This window comes from Pigmentiphaga sp. YJ18, from assembly GCF_038066655.1.
GTDB lineage: Bacteria > Pseudomonadota > Gammaproteobacteria > Burkholderiales > Burkholderiaceae_B > Pigmentiphaga.
Genome location: NZ_JBBUKU010000001.1, coordinates 1 through 24,581, shown reverse-complemented (window position 1 = coordinate 24,581; position 24,581 = coordinate 1). Strand labels below are relative to the sequence as shown.

At 68.3% G+C, this 24,581-nt stretch carries 25 protein-coding genes; 12 read left to right on the top strand and 13 right to left on the bottom strand.

From position 1 onward, the window contains the following. Positions 1-107: 107 nt before the first annotated feature. Entirely contained in the window at positions 108-482 is a 375-nt protein-coding gene (gene apaG / locus WKR98_RS00125) for a Co2+/Mg2+ efflux protein ApaG (protein WP_124691271.1), read from the bottom strand. Positions 483-601: 119 nt separating this feature from the next. Between apaG and rpe the strand changes: the two genes are divergently transcribed. The 4 genes from rpe (at position 602) to WKR98_RS00105 (ending at position 4,538) form a co-directional block, all read left to right on the top strand. Then, positions 602-1,318: a ribulose-phosphate 3-epimerase gene (rpe, locus tag WKR98_RS00120; RefSeq protein WP_341431668.1), complete on the top strand. Its 717-nt coding sequence runs from the start codon at positions 602-604 to the stop codon at positions 1,316-1,318. 28 nt (positions 1,319-1,346) lie between these two features. After that, positions 1,347-2,057: a phosphoglycolate phosphatase gene (locus WKR98_RS00115; RefSeq protein ID WP_341431667.1), complete on the top strand. Its 711-nt coding sequence runs from the start codon at positions 1,347-1,349 to the stop codon at positions 2,055-2,057. 280 nt (positions 2,058-2,337) lie between these two features. Continuing rightward, positions 2,338-3,858, top strand: a complete 1,521-nt coding sequence (locus WKR98_RS00110) for an anthranilate synthase component I family protein (RefSeq protein WP_341431666.1) — start codon at positions 2,338-2,340, stop codon at positions 3,856-3,858. Between the two features lie 155 nt (positions 3,859-4,013). Then, positions 4,014-4,538 (top strand): hypothetical protein, encoded by a 525-nt coding sequence (locus tag WKR98_RS00105; RefSeq protein WP_341431665.1) that lies wholly within the window; start codon positions 4,014-4,016, stop codon positions 4,536-4,538. Between the two features lie 22 nt (positions 4,539-4,560). Here the strand turns inward: WKR98_RS00105 and WKR98_RS00100 are convergent, their stop codons facing one another. The 4 genes from WKR98_RS00100 to WKR98_RS00085 are packed head-to-tail and all read right to left on the bottom strand — an operon-like array spanning position 4,561 to position 8,122. Next, positions 4,561-5,295, bottom strand: a complete 735-nt coding sequence (locus tag WKR98_RS00100; protein ID WP_341431664.1) for an ABC transporter substrate-binding protein — start codon at positions 5,293-5,295, stop codon at positions 4,561-4,563. Between the two features lie 2 nt (positions 5,296-5,297). After that, positions 5,298-6,077, bottom strand: coding sequence for an MBL fold metallo-hydrolase (locus WKR98_RS00095; RefSeq protein WP_341431663.1), 780 nt, complete (start codon positions 6,075-6,077; stop codon positions 5,298-5,300). 2 nt (positions 6,078-6,079) lie between these two features. Beyond that, positions 6,080-7,048, bottom strand: coding sequence for a Bug family tripartite tricarboxylate transporter substrate binding protein (locus tag WKR98_RS00090; protein WP_341431662.1), 969 nt, complete (start codon positions 7,046-7,048; stop codon positions 6,080-6,082). Positions 7,049-7,075: 27 nt separating this feature from the next. Beyond that, positions 7,076-8,122 carry an Ldh family oxidoreductase gene (locus WKR98_RS00085; RefSeq protein ID WP_341431661.1) on the bottom strand — a complete coding sequence of 349 codons (1,047 nt, stop codon included), beginning with the start codon at positions 8,120-8,122 and terminating at the stop codon, positions 7,076-7,078. 101 nt (positions 8,123-8,223) lie between these two features. Here WKR98_RS00085 and WKR98_RS00080 point away from each other — a divergent pair, with 101 nt between their 5' ends. Further along, the gene (locus tag WKR98_RS00080; RefSeq protein ID WP_124691264.1) at positions 8,224-9,117 is read left to right on the top strand and encodes a LysR family transcriptional regulator; all 894 of its coding nucleotides are present in this window, start codon (positions 8,224-8,226) and stop codon (positions 9,115-9,117) included. On the opposite strand, the gene WKR98_RS00075 is transcribed toward WKR98_RS00080, so the two are convergent. The 6 genes from WKR98_RS00075 to WKR98_RS00050 form a co-directional block, all read right to left on the bottom strand. After that, positions 9,059-10,000: a LysR family transcriptional regulator gene (locus WKR98_RS00075; RefSeq protein ID WP_341431660.1), complete on the bottom strand. Its 942-nt coding sequence runs from the start codon at positions 9,998-10,000 to the stop codon at positions 9,059-9,061. The genes WKR98_RS00080 and WKR98_RS00075 overlap by 59 nt on opposite strands. Positions 10,001-10,055: 55 nt before the next feature. Further along, positions 10,056-11,012, bottom strand: a complete 957-nt coding sequence (locus WKR98_RS00070) for a Bug family tripartite tricarboxylate transporter substrate binding protein (RefSeq protein WP_341431659.1) — start codon at positions 11,010-11,012, stop codon at positions 10,056-10,058. 38 nt (positions 11,013-11,050) lie between these two features. After that, on the bottom strand, positions 11,051-12,220 hold the full coding sequence (locus tag WKR98_RS00065; protein ID WP_341431658.1) for a M20 metallopeptidase family protein: 1,170 nt from the start codon (positions 12,218-12,220) through the stop codon (positions 11,051-11,053). Then, entirely contained in the window at positions 12,217-12,906 is a 690-nt protein-coding gene (locus tag WKR98_RS00060) for an RraA family protein (RefSeq protein WP_341431657.1), read from the bottom strand. Before WKR98_RS00060 ends, WKR98_RS00065 begins: the two co-directional genes overlap by 4 nt. Continuing rightward, the gene (locus tag WKR98_RS00055) at positions 12,899-13,777 is read right to left on the bottom strand and encodes a TauD/TfdA dioxygenase family protein (RefSeq protein WP_341431656.1); all 879 of its coding nucleotides are present in this window, start codon (positions 13,775-13,777) and stop codon (positions 12,899-12,901) included. The genes WKR98_RS00060 and WKR98_RS00055 overlap by 8 nt, the downstream gene beginning before the upstream one ends. Positions 13,778-13,911: 134 nt before the next feature. Continuing rightward, on the bottom strand, positions 13,912-14,820 hold the full coding sequence (locus WKR98_RS00050; protein ID WP_341431655.1) for a LysR family transcriptional regulator: 909 nt from the start codon (positions 14,818-14,820) through the stop codon (positions 13,912-13,914). A 181-nt stretch (positions 14,821-15,001) separates the two neighbouring features. Here WKR98_RS00050 and WKR98_RS00045 point away from each other — a divergent pair, with 181 nt between their 5' ends. The 6 genes from WKR98_RS00045 to WKR98_RS00020 all read left to right on the top strand — a co-directional run bounded on the left by WKR98_RS00045 (position 15,002) and on the right by WKR98_RS00020 (position 20,816). Next, complete coding sequence (locus WKR98_RS00045; RefSeq protein WP_341431654.1) at positions 15,002-16,237, top strand: hypothetical protein; 1,236 nt, start codon at positions 15,002-15,004, stop codon at positions 16,235-16,237. A gap of 23 nt (positions 16,238-16,260) precedes the next feature. Next, on the top strand, positions 16,261-17,097 hold the full coding sequence (locus tag WKR98_RS00040; RefSeq protein WP_124691256.1) for a pirin family protein: 837 nt from the start codon (positions 16,261-16,263) through the stop codon (positions 17,095-17,097). Positions 17,098-17,541: 444 nt separating this feature from the next. After that, positions 17,542-18,111, top strand: a complete 570-nt coding sequence (locus WKR98_RS00035; protein WP_341431653.1) for an aminodeoxychorismate/anthranilate synthase component II — start codon at positions 17,542-17,544, stop codon at positions 18,109-18,111. Positions 18,112-18,143: 32 nt separating this feature from the next. Further along, a complete protein-coding gene (gene trpD / locus WKR98_RS00030; RefSeq protein ID WP_124692493.1) occupies positions 18,144-19,175 on the top strand; it encodes an anthranilate phosphoribosyltransferase in 1,032 nt (343 codons plus the stop codon). Positions 19,176-19,209: 34 nt separating this feature from the next. Continuing rightward, complete coding sequence (gene trpC, locus WKR98_RS00025) at positions 19,210-19,998, top strand: indole-3-glycerol phosphate synthase TrpC (protein ID WP_124691254.1); 789 nt, start codon at positions 19,210-19,212, stop codon at positions 19,996-19,998. Between the two features lie 77 nt (positions 19,999-20,075). Continuing rightward, complete coding sequence (locus WKR98_RS00020) at positions 20,076-20,816, top strand: uracil-DNA glycosylase (protein ID WP_341431652.1); 741 nt, start codon at positions 20,076-20,078, stop codon at positions 20,814-20,816. 15 nt (positions 20,817-20,831) lie between these two features. Here the strand turns inward: WKR98_RS00020 and WKR98_RS00015 are convergent, their stop codons facing one another. Both WKR98_RS00015 and WKR98_RS00010 read right to left on the bottom strand, forming a co-directional pair. After that, complete coding sequence (locus WKR98_RS00015) at positions 20,832-22,589, bottom strand: M61 family metallopeptidase (RefSeq protein ID WP_341431651.1); 1,758 nt, start codon at positions 22,587-22,589, stop codon at positions 20,832-20,834. A gap of 121 nt (positions 22,590-22,710) precedes the next feature. Next, on the bottom strand, positions 22,711-23,361 hold the full coding sequence (locus WKR98_RS00010) for a nucleotidyltransferase family protein (protein ID WP_341431650.1): 651 nt from the start codon (positions 23,359-23,361) through the stop codon (positions 22,711-22,713). A 131-nt stretch (positions 23,362-23,492) separates the two neighbouring features. On the opposite strand from WKR98_RS00010, the gene WKR98_RS00005 reads away from it, so the two are divergent. Next, on the top strand, positions 23,493-24,269 hold the full coding sequence (locus tag WKR98_RS00005) for an enoyl-CoA hydratase (protein ID WP_341431649.1): 777 nt from the start codon (positions 23,493-23,495) through the stop codon (positions 24,267-24,269). Positions 24,270-24,581: the final 312 nt, after the last annotated feature.

The window sequence follows — 24,581 nt, the reverse complement described above, 5'->3', positions numbered from 1 at the left end:
GCCCCCCAGGGGGCGATGCGAGCGGACCGGCAAAGCCGGATCCGCTGCATCCTGTGTCCCCACCGTTGCGTTCTGGGACAGATGCCGGCGAGGAGTAGGGGCGCTCATCAGTGCAGCGTACGGGGCATGGCCAGGACGAATTCGGGGATGTCGACCTCGAAGGGCATGCCGTTCTCGCCGACGCAGTGGTAGGTGCCGCGCATGGTGCCGACCGGCGTCGAGAGCGGGCACCCGCTGGTGTATTCGAAGCTTTCTCCGGGCTGCAGCAAGGGCTGCTGGCCCACGACACCCAGGCCCCGGACTTCCTGTTCCTGCTGGTTGCCGTCGGTGATGATCCAGTGACGGCTGATCAGCTGGGCGGGTTCGGATCCGCTGTTGGTGATGCGGATGGTGTACGCAAAGACGTACTGCCGCTTGCCCGGATCGGATTGGTCGGCCAGGTAGCGGGGCTGTACGGTAACCGTCAGTTCATGAGATTTCATGCGTGCGCCATAGGGGTCTGACAAGCTTCTACAATGGGAGGCATCCGGCCGGGCCGGCATCCGCGGGCTCGGCGTCCGCTGGGATGTCCCGCGGCTTGCTCCTGTAAACGGAATATCTTATGCCAGCCTTCACCATTTCCGGGCCCGCTTCCACGCGTATCGCCCCCAGCATTCTATCCGCCGATTTCGCCCGCTTGGGGGAAGAGGTGCGCAATGTCGTGGCCGCCGGTGCGGATTGGATACATTTCGACGTGATGGACAACCATTACGTGCCCAATCTGACCATTGGCCCCATGGTCTGCGAGGCCATCCGCCCCCACGTGCAGGTGCCCATCGACGTGCACCTGATGGTGGAGCCCGTGGATGCGCTGATCCCCATGTTCGCCAAGGCCGGCGCCGACGTCATCACCTTCCATCCCGAGGCTTCGCGCCACGTCGACCGCACCCTGGCGCTGATCCGCGACCACGGCTGTCAGGCCGGGCTGGTGTTCAATCCCGCCACGCCCCTGGACTGGATGGATTACGTGATGGACAAGCTGGACATCGTGCTGCTGATGTCGGTCAACCCCGGCTTCGGCGGCCAGAGCTTCCTGCCGTCCACGCTGGACAAGCTGCGCCAGGCGCGCGCCCGGCTGGACCGCTGGCAGGCGGAAACCGGCCGCGCCATCGCGCTGGAGGTCGACGGCGGGGTGAAGGCCGACAACATCGCCGCCATCCGCGCGGCGGGCGCCGATACCTTCGTTGCCGGATCGGCGATCTTCGGCAAGCCCGACTACGCGGCCGTCATCAAGGAAATGCGTGCGCAGATCGCCAAGGGCGACGCGTCCTACGCCTGAGCCCGAACCCGGGAAGCAAGGAGCCAGCATGAGTTTTCGCGCCGTACTGATCGACCTCGACGGGACCCTGGTGGATTCCGTGCCCGACCTGGCGCGCGCCGCGAACATCATGCGGGTCGAGTTCGGCCTGGTGCCGCTGCGCGAGGACGTCATTGCCACCTTCGTCGGCAAGGGCATGGAGAACCTGGTGCACCGCGCGCTGTCGGGCAGCCTGGACGGCCGCGCCGAGCAGGAACGTTTTCCCGAGGCGCTGGACGTCTTCCGCGATGCCTACCAGGAGGTCAACGGCGAGACCGCCCGCATCTTCGACGGCGTGCTCGAGGGCTTGCAGGCCATGAAGGCGCAGGGCCTGCGCATCGCGGTCGTGACCAACAAGCCGGCCGAATTCACCGGCCCGCTGCTGGAACGGATCGGGCTGCGCGCCTATTTCGACGCCGTGGTCAGCGGCGACAGCGTCCCCCGCAAGAAACCGGATCCCGATCCCGTGCTGCACGCCTGCGAACTGCTGGGCGTCACGCCGGCCGAGGCCGTGGTGGTGGGCGACTCCATGAACGACGCGTCGGCGGCCAAGGCGGCCGGCTGCCGCGTGCTGCTCGTGCCCTACGGCTACAACGAGGGGCGGGATGTGCATGCCATCGAGTCCGATGGTATAGTTTCCACGCTTGTCGACGCGGCGCTGTGGATTTCCCAGTCGCAGGTCCTGTCCCGGACCACGGTGGTTCCGCCGGCGTCGTTCTAGTTCGTTGCTCCAGATACTCCCAGGGTCTTTCCCCGTACATATGGTTGCCATGATCCGGTCGTCCGCCCAACCCCGCGCCTGGTGGCGCTGGTGGCGTTCGTCTGCCGGGTGGTGGTGATTCTCTCCGGCCGTCAGCCAGCGCGCTGACCGGCCCCTAGCAAAAAAACCCGATACGAATCTCCCCGCCCGAGTCCTGCCGGACCGTCGGGGCATGTCTGCTCGTGCGTTCCGGACAAGGTCTCCGGCGGAACCGCAACATTCCACGCGATACGAGGCAAGCATGACCGAAGTCGAATTCCAGGCCCTGGCCTCCCAGGGATACAACCGCATCCCGCTGGTGTCCGAGACCTATGCCGATCTGGATACCCCCCTCGGGCTCTACCTGAAACTGGCCCAGAGCGGGCCCCGGCGCGGCGCCATGAGCTGCCTGCTGGAGTCCGTGGTGGGCGGCGAGCGTTTCGGGCGCTATTCCTTCATCGGCCTGCCCGCGCGCACCTTCATCCGGGCGCGCGGCCGCAACGTCGAGGTGGTGACCGACGACCAGGTGGTCGAGCGCCACGAGGGCGACCCGCTGGCCTTCATCGCCGAGTACCAGAAACGCTTCAAGGTGGCGCTGCGCCCCGGCATGCCGCGTTTCGTGGGCGGCCTGGCCGGCTACTTCGGCCACGACATGGTCCGGCACATCGAGCCCCGGCTTGGCCCTTGCACCAAGCCCGATCCCGCCGGCATGGGCGATCCGGTGCCCGACCTGCTGCTGCTGTTGATCGACGAACTGGCCATCATCGACAACCTGAGCGGGCGGCTCTACCTGATGGTCTACGCCGACCCTGGCCAGCGCGAGGCCTATGCCCGCGCCCGCACCCGCCTGCTGGACTTGCGCACGCAGCTGCGCCGCCCGGCCGAGATCCCGTACAGCCAGGCCAGCATGGTCACCGAGACGCGCCGCGACTTCCAGAAGCCGGACTACCTGGCGGCCGTGCTCAAGGCCAAGGAATACATCGCCGCCGGCGACCTGATGCAGGTCCAGGTGGGCCAGGTCATCGCCAAGCCCTTCCGCGATTCGCCGCTGTCGCTGTACCGGGCGCTGCGTTCGCTCAACCCGTCGCCCTACATGTACTTCTGGAACTTCGGCGACTTCCACGTCGTGGGTTCCTCGCCCGAGATCCTGGTGCGGCAGGAGGCGGTGCAGGAACAGGGCGAGACCCGCAGCCGCGTCACGATCCGGCCCCTGGCCGGCACCCGCCCCCGCGGCGGCACGCCCGAGGAAGACCTGGCGCTGGCCGAGGAACTGCGCGCCGATCCCAAGGAAATCGCCGAGCACGTCATGCTGATCGACCTGGCCCGCAACGATGTCGGCCGCATCGCCGAGATCGGCTCGGTGCAGGTGACCGACCAGTTGGCGATCGAACGCTATTCGCACGTCATGCACCTGGTGTCGAACGTCACCGGGCTGTTGCGCCGGGACATGAGCTCCATGGACGTGCTGCGCGCGACCTTCCCGGCGGGCACGCTGTCCGGCGCGCCCAAGGTGCGGGCGCTGGAGCTGATCGACGAACTGGAGCCGGTGCGGCGCTGCGTGTACGGCGGGGCGGCGGGCTACCTGAGCTACGGCGGCGAGATGGACCTGGCCATCGCCATCCGCACCGGCGTGATCAAGAACGGCATGCTGTATGCGCAGGCGGCCGCCGGCGTGGTGGCCGATTCCGAGCCCGAGAAGGAATGGGCGGAAACGGAGGCCAAGGCCCGGGCGGTGCTGCGGGCGGCGGAGCAGGTGCAGCTGGGGTTGGATGATCCGGTCTGATAGGATCCCCGTCGTACTTGGATACAAGATCACCAGCGGCAGGGGCCGCACCTGCCCTGTCCCAACTCGCCAACGGTATGCCCATGCATCTTCGCCTTGTTTCAAGAGTCCTGAGCCCCTGTATCACCGCTTTGGTACTTACAGGCTGCATGTCAATGCAGAATATCGAAAGAAGCACAGTCTTTGGATCGAATTCGCCCGAAGCCGTTGTAATCATGGGCGTCAGTCCAGCCTATCGGATTGCAGTCAAGCCAGGCGTTGTCACGCCGACGACTTTTCAAAATTCGGATTGGCGTGTCGGAGAGTTCAATGTCCGGCCTGAAAACGGTTACATCGTGGCTCGTGTGTCGGCAAACCAGCCGAGCGAGGCACATGCCATTGTTCAGGTGCTTGGAGAGGGCCTCATCGGACCGGCGTTCAGGCCTTGCAACGGCCAGGACGTCATTACCTTCCAGGCGAAACCGGGCGAGGTCCTCTATCTCGGGGATTTTCAGTACCTCATTTCAGAGAAGAAATTGATGTTCGCTCGTTCGGAGAGGCTCGAGCAGGCTCAGGCGTACTTGAAGGCGTCCTACCCGCAGATAGCACCGGACGCCAAGGTTGCGCAGTTGATGAGTCGGACGATGACAGGATATACCTGCAATCAAACGCTGCACTTGGCGATACCCGTCCCGCGTTGACCTGCCTAGCTGCGCGTTCGAGTCAATCCGCCGGCGCCACCGATACGCCCTCGATCCGGTGGCGTTCCAGGGCCTCGGCCACGAAGCCGGAGGCCTTGGCTTCTTCCACGTAGGTCCGCAGCACCCGGGCGGCCGCATCGCCGCGGCCCTTGGGCAGGCCCATGGCCTGACGTATTTCCATGAAGCGTCCGGGCAGGAGGCGCAGTCCTTCGCGGTTCGCCATGTCGGCCTCCAACTGCTGGCGCACGCCGGCGGCGACGTCGGCGCCTTCCTTCACGAAGACCTCGACCACCGATGGCGAGGTGGGCGCACGCAGCAGCGTCGCATGCTGGAGCGCGCGGGTCAGGAACAGGTCGTAGGCGCTGCCTCGGCCGACCACGACGGTGGTGCCGGCGGCGTCGACTTCGTCGTTGTCGCGCAGCGGCGAGTCATGAGGCACCAGGTAGCATCCCTCGATGATCACGTAGGGCGCGGTGAACCCTATGCCCTGGCCGCGTTCGGGGTCGATGGCGAAGAAGCCGACGTCGGCCGCTTCATCGGTGACCGCGCGAACGGATTCGCCGGCGCTCTTGAAGACCTTCAGTTCGATGGGGAGGTCCAGCCGGCGCGCCAGTTCCCGCGCCAGGTCGACCGATACGCCGCGCGGCGTGTCGCTGCCTGCATCCAGCGAGGCAAGAATGGGATTGCCGATGTTGATGGAGGCGCGGAGCACACCGTTGGGGGCGAAGGCGGCGCGTACGTCGGGAGTGATGGGCATGGTCAGTCGTTCGCGAGTTCAGAGAAATCGAGCCGGGGTGCGCAGCAGAGGTCGATCCTGGCCTGTTGCAGCGTTTCGCTGAACCAGACGCCGATTTCCGCGGCGCGTTCGCCCACATAGACAGGGCGGCCTTCGGCGTCCAGGCGCATGCTCAGGTCATGGCCGGGGACCAGCAAGGTGCCGGGCCGCTGTTTCCAGAGCTGCCAGATTTTTTCCAGGCTGCGGGCGCTGGCCCGCGCGTCGTCGGTGTCCGCCACGCTCATGCTGAGCAGTTCGGCGCGGTTCTTGGCCGCATCGCCGGTGAACAGCACCGGTTCTTCCGTATCGGTCAGGTAGAACAGGAGATGGCCGGGCGTGTGGCCGGGGGCCGCGATGGCCTGCAGTCCGGGCAGGAAGGTTTCGCCGTCGCGCACGCGCCGCACGCGCGGCGAGGCGCACAGCTCGCGCACGTAAAGCTCGGGAATGGGGTTGAAACCCGGCGGCTGCGCGGCGGCCCAGCTCAGTTCCTCGTCGCCGATCCAGACGGTGGCCCACGGAAACAGCGTGAAGTTGACCGCATGATCGTAGTGGGCATGGGTCAGGACCACGTCGGTGACGTCGGCCGGCTGCACGCCGCGTTCGGTAAGCGCCTTCAGGATGGGCTTGCGGGCGCCGAAGGCGCCGACGTCGACGAGGACGTTGCGGCCGCCCGTGCGCACCAGCGTCACCGTGCTCCAACCCAGCCCGCCGTGATGGGTCGCGCGTCCAGGGTAGCCCTGGACCAGGACATCGATCGTGGTCATGTTCATTGCATCCTGATGTTCGCGTCGTGGATCAGACGCCGGTACATGTCGAGTTCGGTCGCGATCAGCCGGGCGAAATCCGCCGGGGAGCCGGCAACGATCTCGTAGCCGCCTTCGTCGGCCAGGCGCTTGACCACGTCGGGTTCCCGCATGGCGGCGCCCACCGCGTCGTTGAGGGTTTTCACGATGGCCGGATCGGTGCCGGCGGGAGCAAGCATGCCCTGGAACTGCGTGATGTGAAAGCCCTTGTAGCCGAGCTCTTCCATGGTGGGCACGTCGGGCAGCGCGGGCGAGCGCGCCGGGCCGGACACCGCGAACGCGCGCAGCTTGCCGGCGCGGATGTGCGGCACGGCGGTCACGATGGTGTCGAAGGTGAAGGACAATTGTCCGCCCAGGATGTCGGCCAGGGCCTGGGCGTTGCCCTTGTAGGGAACGTGGGTGAGTTCGGTCTTGCTGATCAGCGCCAGCAGTTCGCCGGCCAGGTGGCCGCCGGCGCCGATGCCGGCCGACCCGTAGCTGAGCTTGCCCGGCTGCGCCCGCGCGGCGCGGACCAGGTCGTCCAGGCTGTGCAGCGGCGAGGCCGCGGGCACGACCAGCGCGTACTGGTAGCTGGTCAATTGGCTGACGGGTATGAGGTCCTTCACCGGGTCGTACGGCACCTTTTCGTACAAGGAGGGGTTGACGACCAGCGGCCCGCTGGCATCGGCCAGCAGGGTATAGCCGTCCGGTTTGGCCTTGGCGACGAAGTCCGTGCCTATCATGCCGTTGGCGCCGGGCTTGTTCTCGACGACGAAGCTCGCGCCCAGGCGGTCCGACAGCTTCTGGGCGACCACCCGCGTGGTGATGTCGGCGGCGCCGCCTGCGACGTAGGGCACGATGACCCGCACGGGCCTGGATGGATATTTGTCCGCGGCGGGCGCGTGCCCGGGCAGTGCCAGGGCGAGCATCGCCAGCGTTGCCAGTGTCTTCATGTCTTCCTCCTTGGTCTGGCCGTGGCCTTAACGAGGCGCGGCGTAGGCGGCCAGCAGGGCGGCCGTGTCGGCATCCAGTTCGATGCCCTCCGCGCGGCTGCGCGCCAGCCGGCCCAGTTCGATTTCCCCCGGGACGATGACGGGGTGGGCAGGATCGATGGGCGAGCTGCCGTGCAGGATGGCGGCGAAGTCCTTCATCCTCTCGGCCAGCCAGGCGGTGGAGCCGAGCCGGCGCGTATCGATCAGGATGAAGAAGTGCCCCAGGTTCTGCGGCTCGTCCGGCGCCTCGACCCACGACTTCACGTGGGTCAGGTAGGCGGCGTTGGACAGCAGGCCGGCGAACAGGTCCACCATCAGGGCCAGGCCATAGCCCTTGTGCCCGCCGATGGGAAGCAGGAAGCCGTCCAGCGCGGCGGCCGGGTCGGTGGTGGGGCGGCCGGCCTGGTCGGTGGCCCAGCTATCGGGGATGGGCTGGCCCTGCTTGAGGGCCCGGCGGATCTTGGCGCGGGCGACGACGCTCATCGCCATGTCGAGCAGGAAGGGATCGCCGCCGGGGTTGGGGACGCCGAATCCGATCGGGCTGTTGCCCAGCCTGGCGTCGCTGCCGCCCCAGGGGGCGATGGTGGTGGTGGCGTTGCTGCCGATGATGCTGGCGAAGCCGCTCTGGGCGGCGATCAGCGAGTACGGCGACACCGGGCCGAAATGATTGCTGGCGCGGGCGAACGCGACGCCCACGCCGCATTCGCCCGCGGCCTCCATGGCGGCGCGCAGGGCATGCATGCCGACCAGCGGGCCGACGCCGTTGCCGCCGTCGACCAGGCGCAGCGCGGGGGCCACCGTGCTCACCGTTACCTGGGCGCGCGCGGCGATACCGCCGACCTTCAGGCGATCGCCATACGATTCGAGGCGGCTCAGGCCGTGGGTCGACAAGCCGAACATGTCGGCCAGCACCAGCACGCGGACGACGTCCTGGGCGTCCTGCTCGGGCAGGCCGAGCGCGCGGAATGCCAGGATGCCCAGGCGGGTCAGTTCTGCTTCGGAATATTTCGGGGGCGGGACAACGGTGGCGGGCATGAGGCGTTCCTGCGTAGGGAAAGAAGGCTATGGAACGCATCTTGGGCGACGGACAAATGGGAGTAAAGTGCAAAAATTGGATGGATTCTTGACAAAAACGCATGAAATTCGACCTGGCCGATCTGCGAGCCTTTCTTGCCGTGGCGGACCTGGGAAGCTTCCGAGCCGCTTCCGAGTCCCTGCACGTGTCGCAGTCCGCGCTGTCCCGGCGAGTGGACAAGCTGGAGGATGCCCTGGGCGTCAAGCTGTTCGAGCGGACCACGCGCAAGGTCCAGCTGACGACCATAGGACGCGGCTTCGTGCCGCGCGCAAGAAACGTTCTGAACGAGCTCGAGAGCGCCCTGATAGGGATCCAGGACGTGGCCGAGAAGCTGTCGGGCGAGGTCACCATCGCCTGCGTGCCGTCGGCGGTGGCCTATTTCCTGCCCGAGGTCATCCACCAGTACCACCAGCAATATCCGCGCATCCGTATCCGCATCATCGACGAGTCATCGTCCGAAGTCTTGACGGCGGTGGCGCGCGGCGATGCCGATTTCGGCCTGACCTACATCGGCACGCAGGACGCCGAGATCACCTACCAGCCCCTGCTGAACGAACCCTTCGTGGTGGCGCTTCGGCGCGACCACCCCCTGGCGGCGCGGCGCACGCTGACCTGGGCGCAGCTGGCCGATCATCACTTCATCCGGCTGGCCCAGGGCAGCGGCAACCGCTTCCTGATGGACCAGGCGCTGGCGCATAGCGCGCAGCAGCCGCGATGGTTCTGCGAGGTCCAGCACGTCCCCGCGCTGGTCAGCCTGGTGGAAGCCGGAGTGGGCATAGGCGTCGTGCCGAAATTGGCCATGCCCAAGGGCCGGCATGCGGCCCTGGTCAGCAAGCCCCTGCGCGAGCCGGCCGTCAGCCGGGACATCGGGCTGATCCACCGGCGCGGCAGGCAGCTCAGTCCGGTGGCGCAGTTGCTCTACGACATGTTGATGAAGACGCGGCGCACGGTTTGAGCCGCATCTGCTCGCGCAGGAAATCCGCCAGGGCGCCCACCGTACGGTGGACGGGAAGCGAGGCCGGCGACACGATGCCGATCTCGATGTGCCCGGCCGGCGCGAGCGTCAGCACGCGCAGCGGATCCGCGCCGAAAGGCGGGACGCTGATGCGGCTCACGATGGCGGCACCCGCGCCGCCGCGCACGAGTTCGATGGCGGTCCAGGCATCGCGCACCTCGATGTCGAAGCGTGGCGTGACGTTCGCCGCCGAGAACCAGCGGTCGACGATGGGGCGGATCACGCCGCTGGGCTTGAGCCCGATCAACGGGACGCCCGCCAGGTCGCCTGGGGTGATGGTGTTCGGCCGGGGCGGTTCGTGGTGCGCCGGAAGAACGCAGACCAGATCGCTGGTGAAGACGCTGGTCGCCACGATCCGATCCGTTTCCACCGGCAGCGACAGCACCGCCAGGTCGGCGTGGCCCGACAGCAGGCGGCGCAGGATCGTCGCCCGGTGCGCGGTATCGATGTCCAGGCGGATGCCCGGGTGCCGCGCCGCGTAGCGGCCGATGGCCTGGACGCAGGCGCCCGTGGACAGGGCGGGGGTCAGCAGGATGCGCAGCACCGCGCGCTGGTGATTGGCGATCAGCCGCGCCACCGCCTCGACCTCGTCCACGCTTTCGTACAGGCGGTCGACCTCGTCGATGAGCTGGTGCGCCTCGGGCGTGGGAATGAGCTTGCCCTTCTCGCGCCGGAACAGCGCGAAACCCACGGCGCTTTCCAGCGATCCGATCAGGTAGCTGACGGCCGGTTGGGTGATGGCCAGCGCCGAGCTGGCCCGCACCATGCTGCCTTCCCGCATGACCGCCCGGAAGGCTTCGATCTGCCTGAGTTTCAATGCCAAGGTCTATCGTCCGCCTGGAAGAAAACCGGAGACGATGATCGGGCAGAAACGCCGGCTAGTCCACCGAAATCTGGGCAGTCCTGCGGATGGCCGCGATGCTGTCCATGTCGCGCCGGATGGTCGCCGCGAACTGCTCCGGCGTGCCCAGGGCGGGAAACACGCCTTGTCCGCGGTACTTTTCCCGCAGGCCGGGGTCGTCCAGCGCGGCCCGCATGGCGGCCCGCAGCGCGCCGCGCGTGTCCTCGGCAAGGCCGGCCGGTCCCACTAGGCCGTACCACGTCGGCTGGTTGTTGTCCGGCCATCCCGCCTCGGCATAGGTCGGCACCGCGGGCAGCATGTCCAGGCGCCTGGGCCAGCTTACCGCCAGCGCGCGTACCCGGCCGTTCCGCAGATAGGGCATGGCCGAGGCGACCGAGGTGAAGGTCGAATCGACCTGGCCCGCCACCAGGTCGGCCAGGGCCTGCGAGGCGCCCTTGTACGGCACGTGCAGCATGGCCGTGCCGGTCGAGTGCTTGAACTGTTCGCCCCAGACGTGGCCGATGGTGCCGTTGCCGGGGGACGAATAGGTCAACTGGTCGGGATGGCTGCGCAGATGCTGCACGAATTGCGCCAGCGTCGTGGCCGGCACCTTGCTGTTGACCAGCAGGATGCCGGGCGCCTGCGCGATCTCCCCCAGCAGCGTGAAGTCGGTCAGGGGATCGTATCCCACCTTGCGGTAGACGACGGGGTTGACCGCGTGGGTCGATTGCGTGGCGAGTCCCAGCGTGTAGCCGTCGGGGGCGGCGCGCGCGACTTCCGAGGTGCCGATCGATCCGCCCGCGCCGCCGCGGTTCTCCACCACCACGGCGGCGCCCAGGTGTTTTCCCATCAGCACCGCGATCTCGCGCGCGATGACGTCGGTCGCGCCGCCGGGGGCGAAGGGGACCAGCAAACGGATCGGCCGGCTCTGGGACCGGGCCGTGGGCATCGCGGCGGCCGCCGCCAGGCCAAACAGGAATCGTCGTCGTTCCATGAGGGTTTCCTTGCAGGGTAGGTGCGAACGGCGCCGCGTCAGGTCGCGGCCAGCTCGGCCGCCGCCGCGGCCAGGGCCAGGGCCCCGGCCTCGATGGCGCGTTCGTCGCAGAAATAATCGCTTTGGTGCAGTTGTGTCGAGGGTCCCGCGCAACGGGATCCGATGCGCAGGTGCGCGACGGGGACATGTTGTCCGTACCAGGCGAAATCCTCGCCGCCCATCGACGGCGCATCGAGTGCGACCAGGGCGCCGGCGCCCAGGCCGCGTTCGATCGCGCGGATGGCCCGCTCCAGGGTGTCGCGGTCGTTGACCAGCGCGGGGGCCAGGGTACGCCATTGCACGTCCACCGCCGTCCGCGTGGCCGTGGCCGTGCCTTGCGCCAGCCGGCGCAGCGCGGCCTCGACCTCGCCGCGCACGGCGTCGTCGAGCGTCCGGCAGGTGCCTTCCAGCGTGACCGCGTCGCAGATGACGTTGCGCGCGCGGCCGCCCTGGATCCGGCCCACGGAAAGGATCAGGGGCTGGTCGGCGGCGACTTCCTTGGCGCGTATCGCGTTGAGCCCGGTCAGCAGCATGGGCAAGGCCTGCAAGGCATCCACGCCGGAGCGGGGATGGGCGGCATGGCCGGCCGCGCCGCGAACGTCGATGACGAAGGCGCTGGACGAGGCCATGGACGCCCCGTGCCGGTAGCCGATCCGGCCCGTGTCCAGCTGCGGTGAATTGTGGCAGCCCAGCAGCACGTCCACCGCCGGCGCCTCGAGCACGCCCGCCTCGATCATCGCCCGCGCGCCCTCCAGCGTTTCCTCGGCAGGCTGGAAAAGGAACTTGAAGCGGCCGCGCAAGGTGTGCCGCCGCTCGCACAGCAGCGAGGCCGCGCCCAGTCCGATGGCGCAATGCACGTCGTGGCCGCAGGTGTGGGCCGCGCCCGGCACCTCGGACTTGAACGGCACGTCGGCGGTTTCCGTCATGGGCAGGGCGTCCATGTCGACGCGCAGCCCGACCGTGCGCCCGGGGCGACCGGTGTCCAGCACCGCCACGACGCCGGTGCCGGCCACGCCGGAAACGGCATCGAGCCCCAACTCGGCCAGGTCGTGCCGGACGATGGCCGCGGTGCGCCGCTCCGCGAACGCGAGTTCGGGATGGCGGTGGATGTCGCGCCGGATCCGGACCAGTTCGTCGTATCGCTTGGGCTCCAGGGAGAACGGGGTCATCGCGCCGTCTCCGCCAGGATCCGCGCGAACGCCTCGTCCGTGCCGTTGAGCGCGGCCAGGCGCCCGCCCGCGCGGACCCGGGCATAGCGTTCCGCCTGCGCGGACTGCCGCGCCTTCGCCTCCGGCGCGCATGCCTGCAGGCGGGGGCCGTCCACGAAAAGCACGCCGTTCTCGTCGCCCAGCGCCAGCATCCCGGGGGCGATGTCCATGCCATCGATGGAGACGGGCTCGCAGAATGTGCCGCCTTCATAGTGGCGCTTGCAGGTCAGCGCGGTCAGGCCGACCGCCCAGACGGGCAAGGCCAGTTGCCGGAGTTCCTGCACGTCCGTGACCGGGCCGTCCACCAGGATGCCGGCGCAGCCCGCTCGTTCGGCGGCCAGTGCCAGACCGCCTCCCAGGCAGGCCTCGGGGCGGTCCGGGCCGCGTGCGATGACCAGGAAATCGCCGGGCCGCAGGCGGGAAACCGCGTGATGCACGATGGCGTTGTCAGCGCCGGGGCTGAAGCAGGTCACGACCATGCCCACCGACGGCTCGCGGCGGCCCGCCAGATGGCGGTGGCGCGGTCCGGTGAAGCCTTGGTCCAGCAGGTGGCCCAGCGCGGCGGGTTCCAGGCCGTCGGCCAGCGCGCGCAGCTCGGGCGGCAGGGGCGCCGGCAGGTCGCCGAAGCGGAAGGCTGCCTCAGGCATGGGCCAGCTCCGCCGCGATCGGCCGCTCGCCCTCGACGGTGGTCCGATGCAGGCGCCGCACGGATCGCGGGTCGAAGGCATCGCGCTTGTGCAGCAGGCAGCGGTTGTCCCACATCATCATGTCGCCGGGCCGCCATTGCTGCGCCCAGACGTGGCGGGCATCGGTGGCCGCCGCCCACAGGGCCGCCAGCAACGGCGCCGCTTCGTCCTGGGGCATGCCGGGGATGGACTGGTGCGGACGATCGCCGCCCAGGTACAGGCATGGACGGCCGGATCCGGGATGCCGCCGGACCAGCGGGTGATCGACGCCGGCCCAGGCGGCGTAGTCGTCGGATGCCGGCGGCGTCTTGCCCAGCCTGACCTCCCCGCGTCCGTCGACGACCGACTGGTGATGGATGGCGAGGCCGTCCAGGCGCGCCTTCATTGCCGTGTCCAGGCTCTGGTAGGCGGCATACATGTTGGCGAAATACGTGTTGCCGCCCTGGTCGGGCAGTTCGACCGCCCGCAGAATGGCGGCCGACGGCGGCTGTTCGACGAACCAGGTGTCCGTGTGCCAGCGCACTTCGCCGTCGCCCAGGTCGCCCGCCGGCGAACCGTCGGCCTTCTTCTTGTTGCTGATGACCAGGATTTCGGGGAACTCGGCATTCCTGCCTTCCTGGAGCTGCCGAGGATGGAACACCGCCGGGCCGAGCGCACGGCTGAAGGCCACCTGCTCCCGATCGCCGATCCGGACGCCGCGAAAGCGCAGGACCGGGTAGCGGAACCACGCCGCTTTCAACTGGGCAACGACATCCTGGTCGATGGCATCGAAGGGGAAGTCCTCGATTTCGCCCACGAAGTCCTCGACTATCTCTGTTACCGCGAATCGCATCGACACGTCTCCGATTGGCCCCGGATGCGTCCGGCCGCGCCGGGGCATCGAGGTGGGATGATTATGCGAACGCGAGCGGCATCGGCGCCAATCGAATCGAGGCGGTGGGCGATAAAGGGATTTGATAGGGCCGGTCAGGCGTGGGCGGTATCGACTAGGAAATCCACGAAGCTGCGCACCGTGGCGGGCACATGGCGATTGCCGGGCCAGACGACGGAAACCGGCTGGGCTGGCGGACGCCACGCGGCCAGGACCTCCACCAGGCGGCCGCTGCGCAGGTCGTCCTCGACGGTGAAGTCCAGCAACTGCGCGAGGCCGGCGTCGCTCAACGCGGCCGCTAGCGTGCCCAGCGGATGGTCGAAGTTCATCGCGGGCTGGAGCCGGACCTGCGTGGCCATGCCATCAGCCGACGGCGCGAAGGTCCAGGGCATGGCGCGGCCGCTGTCGGGCATGATCAATCCCAGGCAGGCGTGGTTGGCCATGTCCTCTGGCGTGGCGGGCGTGCCGTGCCGGCGCAGATAGGCCGGCGAGGCGACGATGCGCGGGCTGGCCGGGTGCAGCGGCCGCGCGACCAGCCGCGAGTCCGCGACCTCGCCGATGCGTATCGCCATGTCGACGTCGTCCATCACGAAATCCGCCACGGCGTTGCTGACCGAGACGGTCACCTTCACCTGCCCGTGATGGTGCGCCACGTAGCGTGGCACGAGCGGGATCAGCCGCTTGATGCCGTAGCTGGCGGGAGCGCTGATGCGCAGTTCGCCGCGTGGCAGCCGGTGTCCCGTCAGCGAACGCTCGATGTCGTGGATGTTTTCCAGGGCCTGGCTGCACGTGCGGTAATAGGCCTGTCCGTCGTCCGTCAGCCGGATTGCGCGGGTGGTTCGCGCGAACAGCTTGACGCCCAGCCTGTCCTCCAGGCGCCGCACGGCCTTGCTGATCGCCGAAGGCGTCGTACCCAGCACGGTCGCGGCCGCGGTGAAGCTCCCGGCCCGGGCCGCCGCGCAGAACATCTCCACCGTGTCCAGTTTGCCTGACGCTTCGTTCATGCCGTTCGCCCCGCATCGTCCGACGAGCATTGTGCGCGCATTCGTCCGCGCGATCCATGGATTGATGCCGGCTGGGCACAAATGAAGTGCCCGCCGTCCCCTTCATCGGCATCGCCCCCAAGCCTAGAGTAGGGCTTCTCGGGCCGGCTACCGCGGCCTTCCATCATCCAGGAGCGCCATTATGGCATCGCAAGCACTCGTCACCACTTCCGAAGCACTTCAAGCTGCCGTGCAGGACGCCGGCAGGCAGGTCATCGCCGTAGGCGGGCTGCTGTCCGGCCTGCCTTCGATCCGGCTGCTGCCGGGCCAGTCCCTGGTCGGCGGGGAAGCCGGCGCGGTCCTGGCCTTCGCCGCGGGCAGCGATGGCGTGCAGCTGAGCGAGGACAACGAGATCCGTGACCTGCGCATCGAAGCCTCGCCCGACCGGCGAGCCATCTTCAACGATACCGGGGTGGACGGGCTGGGCCGCATCCGCCTCGCGGCGGTGACCACCGTCGGACAGGTCCAGATCCTGGCCCGCGACAAGGTCCGCGCGGGCCATGTCGAGGTCGACGGACTGGACATCGTCGCGGCCGATGCGCGGGCCCGGGCCGACCGGCCGCAAGGCTATGGCGTCTACGTGACCCAGGGCGCCTTCACGTTGTGGAACATGCAGGACGATGCCGCCGTGACCATCAGCGCACGCCTGACCGGCCTGTCGGCCGGCCGGCCCACCGCACCCGTGCTGGGCAGCGGGATCTTCGTCAGCGGCATGGCCGGGGGAGGGCGCCTGGCTGTGTCCCTGCTGGAAACCGGCGCGGTCCATAGCGACGGCCGGATTCCCGCCGGCACGCCCGACCAGATCACCGGCGGCGTGTTCACCGTCAGCAACGCCTTCGTCGACGTGGTGCGCAACCTCGGGCCGGTCGTGACTTACGGCGTCAACGACATGGTGCTCGACAACTGGGGCACGGTGGATCGCTGGGACGCGCGGGAAAAGCTGACCTCGTATGGCCCCAGCGGTATCGGCTTCGTCAACTTCGGCGTGGTCAACGAACTGCGCGTGCACGCGCCCATCGAAACCTTCGGGCAGGGCGCGCGCGCCTTCAACGTCTACGACGGTACCGTCAACGTGGCGGAGTTCGACCGGCTCGTCACGCATGCGGACGGCGCGGTCGGGATCCAGATCAGCCAGCCCATCGGCCGCCTGTCGGTGCGCCGCGGCATCGAGACCTTTGGCGGCACCGGCGATTCGCTGGTCAAGGGCGTGGTCGTGAAGCTGTCGGCCATCGCGCTCAGCGTCAAGTCCGGCGGTTCGGCGCGCGAGATCGAGATCGCGGGCGGCGTGGTGGTCCACGGCAAGGACATCGCGCCGATCGAGATGCACGGCGCCGTCGGGACGCTGCGGATCGACGGCCTGGCCGCGGCCGGCGCCTGAACGACGACAGGAGAATCTTCATCATGACCGAACGCCTTGTATCCGCCGTGCTGCCCGCGCAGCGCGTCATCGATGACGGCGACATGCTGCTGTGGCGCGCGTTGCCGCAGCGGGACCGGATTTCGCTGGGGCCTTTCGTTTTCATCGACCACTATCGCCATCGGTCCCGGCGCGGCATCGGCGATTCGCCGCATCCGCACGCGGGCATAGAGGTGATCAGCTACCTGCTGGAGGGCGAGGTCGAGCACCGCGACAGCGAAGGTTTCCGCGACCGCCTGGGCGCGGGCGACGCCCAATGGATACGGGCCGGCCGGGGCATGCTCCACGCCGAGCAGCCGGCCGGCGGCCGCCATGGCCTGCAGCTCTGGACCAGTCTGCCACCCGGACAGAAGCTGATCGAGCCCGCCTATGCGTCCTTCCGGCGCGGCAGCATTCCCGAATTCGAACAGGGCGGCGCGCGCGTGCGCGTGATCGCGGGAAACATCGGTGGGCATGCCGGCCCCATGGCCACGACCATGCCCACGCTGCTGGCACATGTCCGGCTGGCTTCGGGAGGGCGTACCGTGCTGCCGGTGCCGGAAGAGGAGCTGGGCCTGGTCGTGCTGGACGGCCAGTTGGATCTCGGCGATGGCAGGACGCTCGGCGCCGGCGCGCTGGCGGTCCTGGCGCCCGGCGACTCGGTCGAGCTGCGGGCCACGGCGCAGGGCCCCGCAGACGTCGCTCTGCTGGGCGGGCCGCCGGCGCAGGGGCAGATTTTCTTCGGTGGGCCGTTCGTGATGGACACGCCCGAGCGCCTGCTGCAGGCCAAGCGCGACTTCGCCAGCGGCAAGATGGGGCGGTTGGACGGGGTGCCGTTTTAGGGAAGAAGGCGGTGGGGACGTTCTTGTTCCGTCCCCATTTCTTCCGTTCGACAAGCGAAACGCGGACGCGCTAGAATTCCCGCCGGAGCTGAAACGCGCACATGGCCGCGGCTCCCGACTCACTTCAAGACATGAACCGCATCGTTTCGAACCAAGCAGCTCAGTGGTGGCGCTTCCGCTAGGAAGCGGCACGTTGTTGCGGTTCGAGAACTGCACCCTGCCGCCGTAACCGGTGGCAGGTCGCGAATTCACACAGCTCCCCCGGCACGGCGGCTCCCGATCCAGGAGATTGTCCGTGTATCCAGCAGTATCCCCCCTTGCCAGCCGAACCCCCGCACACGTGCATCGTGGCTCGTCGCTCGCGTGGTGGCGCCAGCTCCCGGACGGCGCGATCGCCGACGTGTTCCCGGCCACCGGCCTGTTCGATTCCACGGGGAGAGCGGCATGCTGCTGATGCTCGACAATTACGATTCCTTTACCTACAACCTGGTCCAGTATTTCGGCGAACTCGGCGCGGACGTGCGGGTGTATCGCAACGACCAGATCACGCTGGACGAGATCGCGGCCCTGGCGCCCGAGCGCATCTGCGTCTCGCCCGGGCCGTGCTCGCCCGCCGAGGCCGGCATCTCGGTGCCGCTCATCCAGGCCTATGCCGGCAAGGTGCCCATCCTGGGCGTGTGCCTGGGCCACCAGTCCATCGGTGCCGCGTTTGGTGGCAAAATCGTCCGCGCGCGGCAGATCATGCACGGCAAGACGTCGGCCCTGACCCATACGGGCAGCGACGTGTTCCAAGGCTTGCCGTCTCCCTACACGGTCACCCGGTACCACTCGCTCGCGATCGAACGCGACAGCCTGCCCGACTGCCTGGAGGTGACGGCGCAGACCGACGATGGGGAGATCATGGGCCTGCGCCACCGCAGCCTTCCCGTCTACGGGGTGCAGTTCCACCCCGAATCCGTCTTGAGCGAGCATGGCCATGCCTTGCTGCGCAATTTCCTGCAGTTGAACGCATGAACCAGCGGCAACGATTTCCCAAGGAGTCCATGGTGTCCATTACCCCGACCGAAGCGCTGGTGCGTTGCATCGAACACCGCGAGATATTCCACGACGAGATGCTGTCGCTGATGCGCATGCTGATGCGCGGCGAGATGTCGCCGGCGACCGCGGCCGCGCTCATCATGGGCCTGCGCGTCAAGAAAGAGACCATAGGCGAGATCACCGCGGCCGCGCAGGTCATGCGCGAGTTCGCCGACGGCGTGCAGGTTCCCGATACCGACCGCCTGGTCGACCTGGCCGGCACCGGCGGCGACGGCGCGCATACCTTCAACATCTCGACCGCGGCCATGTTCGTGGCGGCGGCCGGCGGCGCCAAGATCGCCAAGCACGGCAATCGCGGGGTCTCGTCGTCCTCGGGCAGCGCCGACGTGCTGGAGGCGCTGGGCGCCAACGTCATGCTGCCGTCCGCGGCCGTGGCCGAATGCATCGAAGCCACCGGCATCGGCTTCATGTTCGCGCCCGTTCACCACTCGGCCATGAAGAACATCGCGCCCATCCGCAAGGAACTGGCGGTGCGCACCATCTTCAACCTGCTGGGGCCGCTGACCAATCCGGCCGGCGCCGCCAACCAGCTCATGGGCGTGTTCCATCCCGACCTGGTCGGCATCCAGGTGCGGGTGCTGCAGCGCCTGGGGTCCAAGCACGTGCTGGTGGTCTACGGCAAGGACGGCATGGACGAGGCCTCGCTGGGCGCGGCCACCATGGTGGGCGAGCTGCGCGACGGCGAAGTGCACGAATACGAGATCCATCCCGAGGACTTCGGTCTCCAGATGGTGTCCAACCGCAGCCTGAAAGTCGCCAATCGCGACGAATCCCGTGAACTCGTGCTGGAAGCCTTGTCCAACGTACCAGGCCCCGCGCGCGACATCGTTGCGCTGAACGGCGGCCTGGCCATGTATGCCGGCAATACCGTGTCATCGGTGGCCGAGGGTATACGCAAGGCCTTCGAGCTGATCGCCAGCGGCGCCGCGCGCGCGCGGCTGGACGAGTTCGTATCGTTCACCAGGAAGGCGGCGCAATAAGCCGCCTTCGCACAGGAATCTTGATGGGTGGGTCATGAGTGACATTCTCCAACGCATACTGGAAGTAAAGGCCGAAGAGGTCGCCACCGCGCGCCTGCTTCGCAGCGAGTCCGACCTGCGGCGCGAAGCCGAGGCCCGGCAGGACGTGCGGGGCTTCGCGCAGGCGATCGAGGCCAAGGTGGCGGCGGGCCAGTCCGGCGTCATCGCCGAGATCAAGAGGGCCTCGCCTTCGAAGGGTCTGCTGCGCGAGAACTTCCAGCCCGACGAGATCGCGGCCTCGTATGCCACGCATGGCGCGGCCTGCCTGTCCGTGCTGACCGACGTGCAGTTCTTCCAGGGATCGCAGGACTACCTGCGCCGCGCCCGCGCCGCGTGCGCGCTGCCCGTGCTGCGCAAGGATTTCATCGTCGATGCCTACCAGGTGGTCGAGGCGCGTGCGATGGGCGCCGATTGCATCCTGCTGATCGTGGCCGCGCTGGCGCCCTCGCAGTTGCGGGACCTGGAAGCGCTGGCCCTGGAACTCGGCATGGACGTGCTGGTGGAGGTCCACGGCGCGGCCGAGCTGGATACGGCGCTGGAATTGCGTACCAGCCTGCTCGGCATCAACAACCGCAACCTGCGGACTTTCGAGGTCTCCTTGCAGAACACGATCGACCTGCTGCCACGTATTCCGGCCGGCAAGCGCGTGGTCACGGAAAGCGGCATCCTGGGCCAGTCCGAGGTCCGCCAGATGCGCGAGTACGGCGTCAACGCCTTCCTGGTGGGCGAGGCCTTCATGCGGGCGCCCGATCCCGGCGCCGAACTGTCGCGGCTGTTCGCATGAGCGCGCCCGCCCGGCCGCCCGAAGGGCGCGCGACCTCCCTCGGGGAGGATGTCGCGCAGCGACAGGAGGGTAGTCCAGTGAGCGCGCCCGCCGATCTGTTCGCGGCGGAGCCGGGCAACCGCCTGGCCGAACCGCTGCAAGGCCACGTGGATCGCCTGCCTGCCGGCTGGCGCGAATTGCTGGCCGAGGCGTTGGCCAGCCCGTCGTTCGACGCGCTGCGGCGCTTCGTCGACCTGCGCCGGGAAGCGGGCGCGGTGATCTATCCGGCCTTGCCGTTCCGCGCGCTGGATCTGGCCACGCCGGAGTCCACCCGGGTCGTGATCCTGGGGCAGGATCCCTATCACGGCCCCGGCCAGGCCCAGGGCCTGGCGTTCTCGGTGCCGGACGGCTTCAAGCGGCCGCCCAGCCTGCGCAACATCTTCAACGAGATCGCGGCCAGCTTCGGCGGCAATCCCGCCGCTTTCGGCAACGATCTGCAGCGATGGGCCCGGCAGGGCGTGCTGCTGCTCAATACGTCGCTGACGGTGGAAGACGGCGCGCCCGCCTCGCACGCGAAGCAGGGCTGGGAGGCGTTCACCGACGCGGTCATCGCCGCGATCGCGCGCGAACCTTCGCCCAAGGTCTTCATGCTGTGGGGCGCGCACGCGCAGGCCAAGCAGGCATTGCTGCCGCCCGGCGGCAGACACCTGGTGCTGATGGCCAATCATCCTTCGCCCCTGTCGGCCCGGCGCCCGCCGGTGCCGTTCCTGGGGTGCGGGCACTTCGAAACCGCCAACCGCTGGCTGGCGGAGCAGGGGCGGGAACCCGTCGCCTGGTGAGGGCCGGCGGCCGGGTCAGGCCGCCGCGATCACGCACTCCGTTTCCGGCGCCGGCTCGAGCTTCACCGTGAACCGGCGCAGTTCATCGCGCCGGAACGCATGGATCTCGACCAGGTCGCCGGGCCGGTAGCGCGCCAGGAGCTTGTCCAGGTTGCCGTTCTGCACGCGCAGGCCGTCGATGGCCACCAGCACGTCTTGTGCCGACAGCCCCGCCCGGTGGGCCGGGCCGAGCGTGTACACGGTGGCCAGGCGCAGGTCCTCCCCCTGGCGCGCGGTCTTCACGCCCAGGGAAGGAAGCGGCGACGAGGCCTTCCAGGTCAGGGCATAGCCCTGCTGCGCGAGCAGTTCCGCCAAGGGTACGTCCTCGCGGCCGTAGGCGTGGCGGCGCAGGAAATCGCGCGCGTCCACGCCGGTGGCTTCCCGGATCAGGTCCGGCATGGCGTCTTCCTCGACGCCGCGCGCGCCGCCCCGGTAGAAATCGCGGCCATAACGCGCCCACAGCTGCCGCATCACGTCGTCCAGGCTGTGGCGCCCGCCGGTTTCGTGCCGCAGCAGCAGGTCCAGCCCCAGCGCGACCAGCGAGCCCTTGGTGTAGTAGCTGACGATGGCGTTGGGCGAGTTCTCGTCCTGGCGGTAGTAGCGCGTCCAGGCGTCGAACGAACTTTCCGCCACCGATTGCTTGAAGCGGCCGGGTGCCGCGTGCACCAGGGATACCGTCCTGGCCAGCGTGCGCAGGTAGTCCGGTTCGGTGATCACGCCGGCCCGCAGCACGAACAGGTCGTCGTAATAGGACGTGAAGCCCTCGAACAGCCACAGCAGCCGCGTATGGTTCTCACGGTCCAGGTCGTAGGGCGCGAAGGCCGCGGGCTTGATGCGCTTGACGTTCCAGGTGTGGAAATACTCGTGGCTGACCAGGCCCAGGAAGTTGCGGTAGCCGTCGGTCTGCTCGGGCCGTCCCTGCACGGGCAGGTCCGAGCGCGAGGTCATCAGCGCGGTGGACGAACGGTGTTCCAGGCCCCCGTAGCCGTCGCCGGTGACCATGGTCATGAAGACATAGCGGTCCGAACTGTCCAGGAACGGCGCCCGCCGCGTCCGCGGTTCGAAGAAGGCGATCTGCTTCTCGCAGATCTTGCGGATGTCCGTCACCAGCCGTTCGAGATCCAGGTTGGGAATGTCGCCGGTGAAAACCAGCTCGTGCCGCGCGCCGTAGGCCTCGAAACTGGCGACCTGGGGTGTGCCCATCTCGATGGGGTGATCGGCCAGCGCGTCGTAGTCCGGCGCGCGGTACATGCCGAAACCGTGGCGCGGCGCACGCTGGGGATGCCCCTCGGCCTCGGGCAGGCTGGTGTAGACCTTCCAGTCCAGGCCGCGCGGCGCCACCAGTTCCAGCAGGCAGGGCACGCCGTCGTGGCCGGCCGCGCGCAGGAAGACGCTGGTGCCGTTGAAGAACCCGTGGCTTTGGTCCAGGTGCGCGGCGCGCACCGACAGGTCCCAGGCGTAGATCTCGCAGACGATCTGCAGCGGCCCGCGGCAGGGCGCGGCCTGCCAGGTCTGCTTGTCCAGCTTGCTCAGTTCGATCTTGCGGCCCCACGCCCGCGCCTCGATGCTTTCTATCTGCCGCGCGAAGTCGCGGATCATGTAGCTGCCGGGTATCCAGGCGGGCAGGCTGACGCACTGCCCGGTCGGGTCGGGGTCGGGAATGGACATCGTGACCCGGCAGCGGTGCCCGGCCGGATCGATGAGTTCCAGGCGGTAAGAGATGGCTTCGGCCATGGGCGTGTCCGGCTGGGACGCGCGCCGGCGAGGCGCGGGGCGATTGGAAACGGCGGTCCGTTGCATAGGTTCCTTCATGTTGGTCATCCATGGCGCTGCGCGTCAGCGCCTAGGGGGCTCCTCATCCCAGGAGCGTCGGGCCCGGCGCCAGGTCGTCCGGCGTGTCGACGTCGCGAACGCAGCCCGGATCTTCCACGGCCAGGGGGGTGACCTGGCCGGAGATCAGGGCGCGGGCGCCTTCGTCGCCTTGCAATTGCGCCAGCGCCGCGGCCCAGTCCGGTCCAAGCAGGACCGGGTGGCCACGCATCTGGCGATAGGTGGGCGCGAGCACCGCGCGTTCGCGCCGGGACGGAGGCAGCGCCAGCCAGGCGTCGCGCAGCGCCGCTACAGTATCGGCATGCACCCAGGGCATGTCGGCGGGCATGATGCACCAGGCGGGCGCTTCGTTGCCGGCCGCCTGCTCCCGGGCTGACAGCCACGAGACGGCCTGCGCCAGCGTGCCGCCCATGCCTTCGGCGGCGCGGTCGCACACGATGACCTCGCATCCGGCCTGCCGCAGCGCCTCGCCCACCCCGGGAGCCGTGGGCGAGACCGCCGCCGCCACCCGGGGCAGCGCCCCGCGCAGGGCCTGGGCCGCCCCGGCGCAGACCGGCCGGCCGTCGACGCGGGCCAGCAGCTTGTTCGCGCTGCCGTCCGCCGAAAAGCGCGATCCCCGGCCCGCGGCCAGCAGCAGTCCGATGATGCTGCGGCCGCTGCTTGCTCCTCCAGCCATGTCCTTTCCTCGAGATACGGAACCGAAGATGGTGCGCCATGGCGGGGGGAAACTCAAGCCGCGGGTGCCGCGGGTGCAGGTATGCTTGAGGCGCCCCCGGGGTACATCTATATATAGGAAGGAGTGTGGACGTGAGCGAAGCTCTGGTTTTGGTCGAAAATCGTGGCCGGGTCGGCCTGCTGACCCTGAATCGTCCCAAGGCGCTCAATGCGCTGAACGACGCGCTGATGGACGAGCTGGGAGCGGCGCTGCTGGCGTTCGACGCCGATCCCGATATCGGCGCCATGGTCATCACCGGCAGCGAAAAGGCCTTTGCCGCGGGCGCCGACATCGGCGCGATGAAAGACCTCTCCTATATAGAGGCCTACGCCTCGGACTTCATCACCTGCAATTGGGAGACCCTGCGCCGCATCCGTAAGCCGGTGATCGCGGCCGTGGCCGGCTATGCGCTGGGCGGCGGCTGCGAGTTGGCCATGATGTGCGACATCCTGGTGGCGGCCGAGACGGCGCGCTTCGGGCAGCCCGAGATCAAGCTGGGCATCATTCCCGGCGCCGGCGGCACGCAGCGCCTGCCGCGCGCGGTGGGCAAGGCCAAGGCCATGGACCTGGTGCTGACCGGCCGGCTGATGGACGCGGCCGAGGCCGAACGCGCGGGCCTGGTCTCGCGCGTGGTGGCCGCGGACAAGCTGCTGGACGAGGCGATCGAAATGGCCACCGTCATTGCCTCGATGTCGCTGCCCTCGGTCATGATGGCCAAGGAAGCGGTGAACCGCGCCTTCGAGACGCCGCTGGCCGAAGGCATGCAGTTCGAGCGACGCCTGTTCCATTCGCTGTTCGGCACGCACGACCAGAAGGAAGGCATGGATGCCTTCATCGCCAAGCGCCCTCCGTCGTTCCAGCATAAGTAGTAGTGGGGCAGGAGCCTCTGCCAGCGAGTCGTAAAAATTTTTTTTGCCCATGCCAAACGGCGATACAGCGCGCTTTGCGCGCTGTATCGGGGCCTGAAAAGGCCCGATTCCGGTCACGAAACTGACAAGAAAGCCTGGATCGATTTGCGTGCCGATTTCAATGCGTGCTATAGTCTCTTTCTCGATGCAAACAACGCAACGCGAACGGCGCAGCGAAGCAAGCGAAGGGTGAGGAAGGCAGTTTCAGCAGCGGTTACGCATAAGCGGGCGCAGCGAAGCAGCCGACCAAAAGAAGGGGCCTTGCGGCAGGGT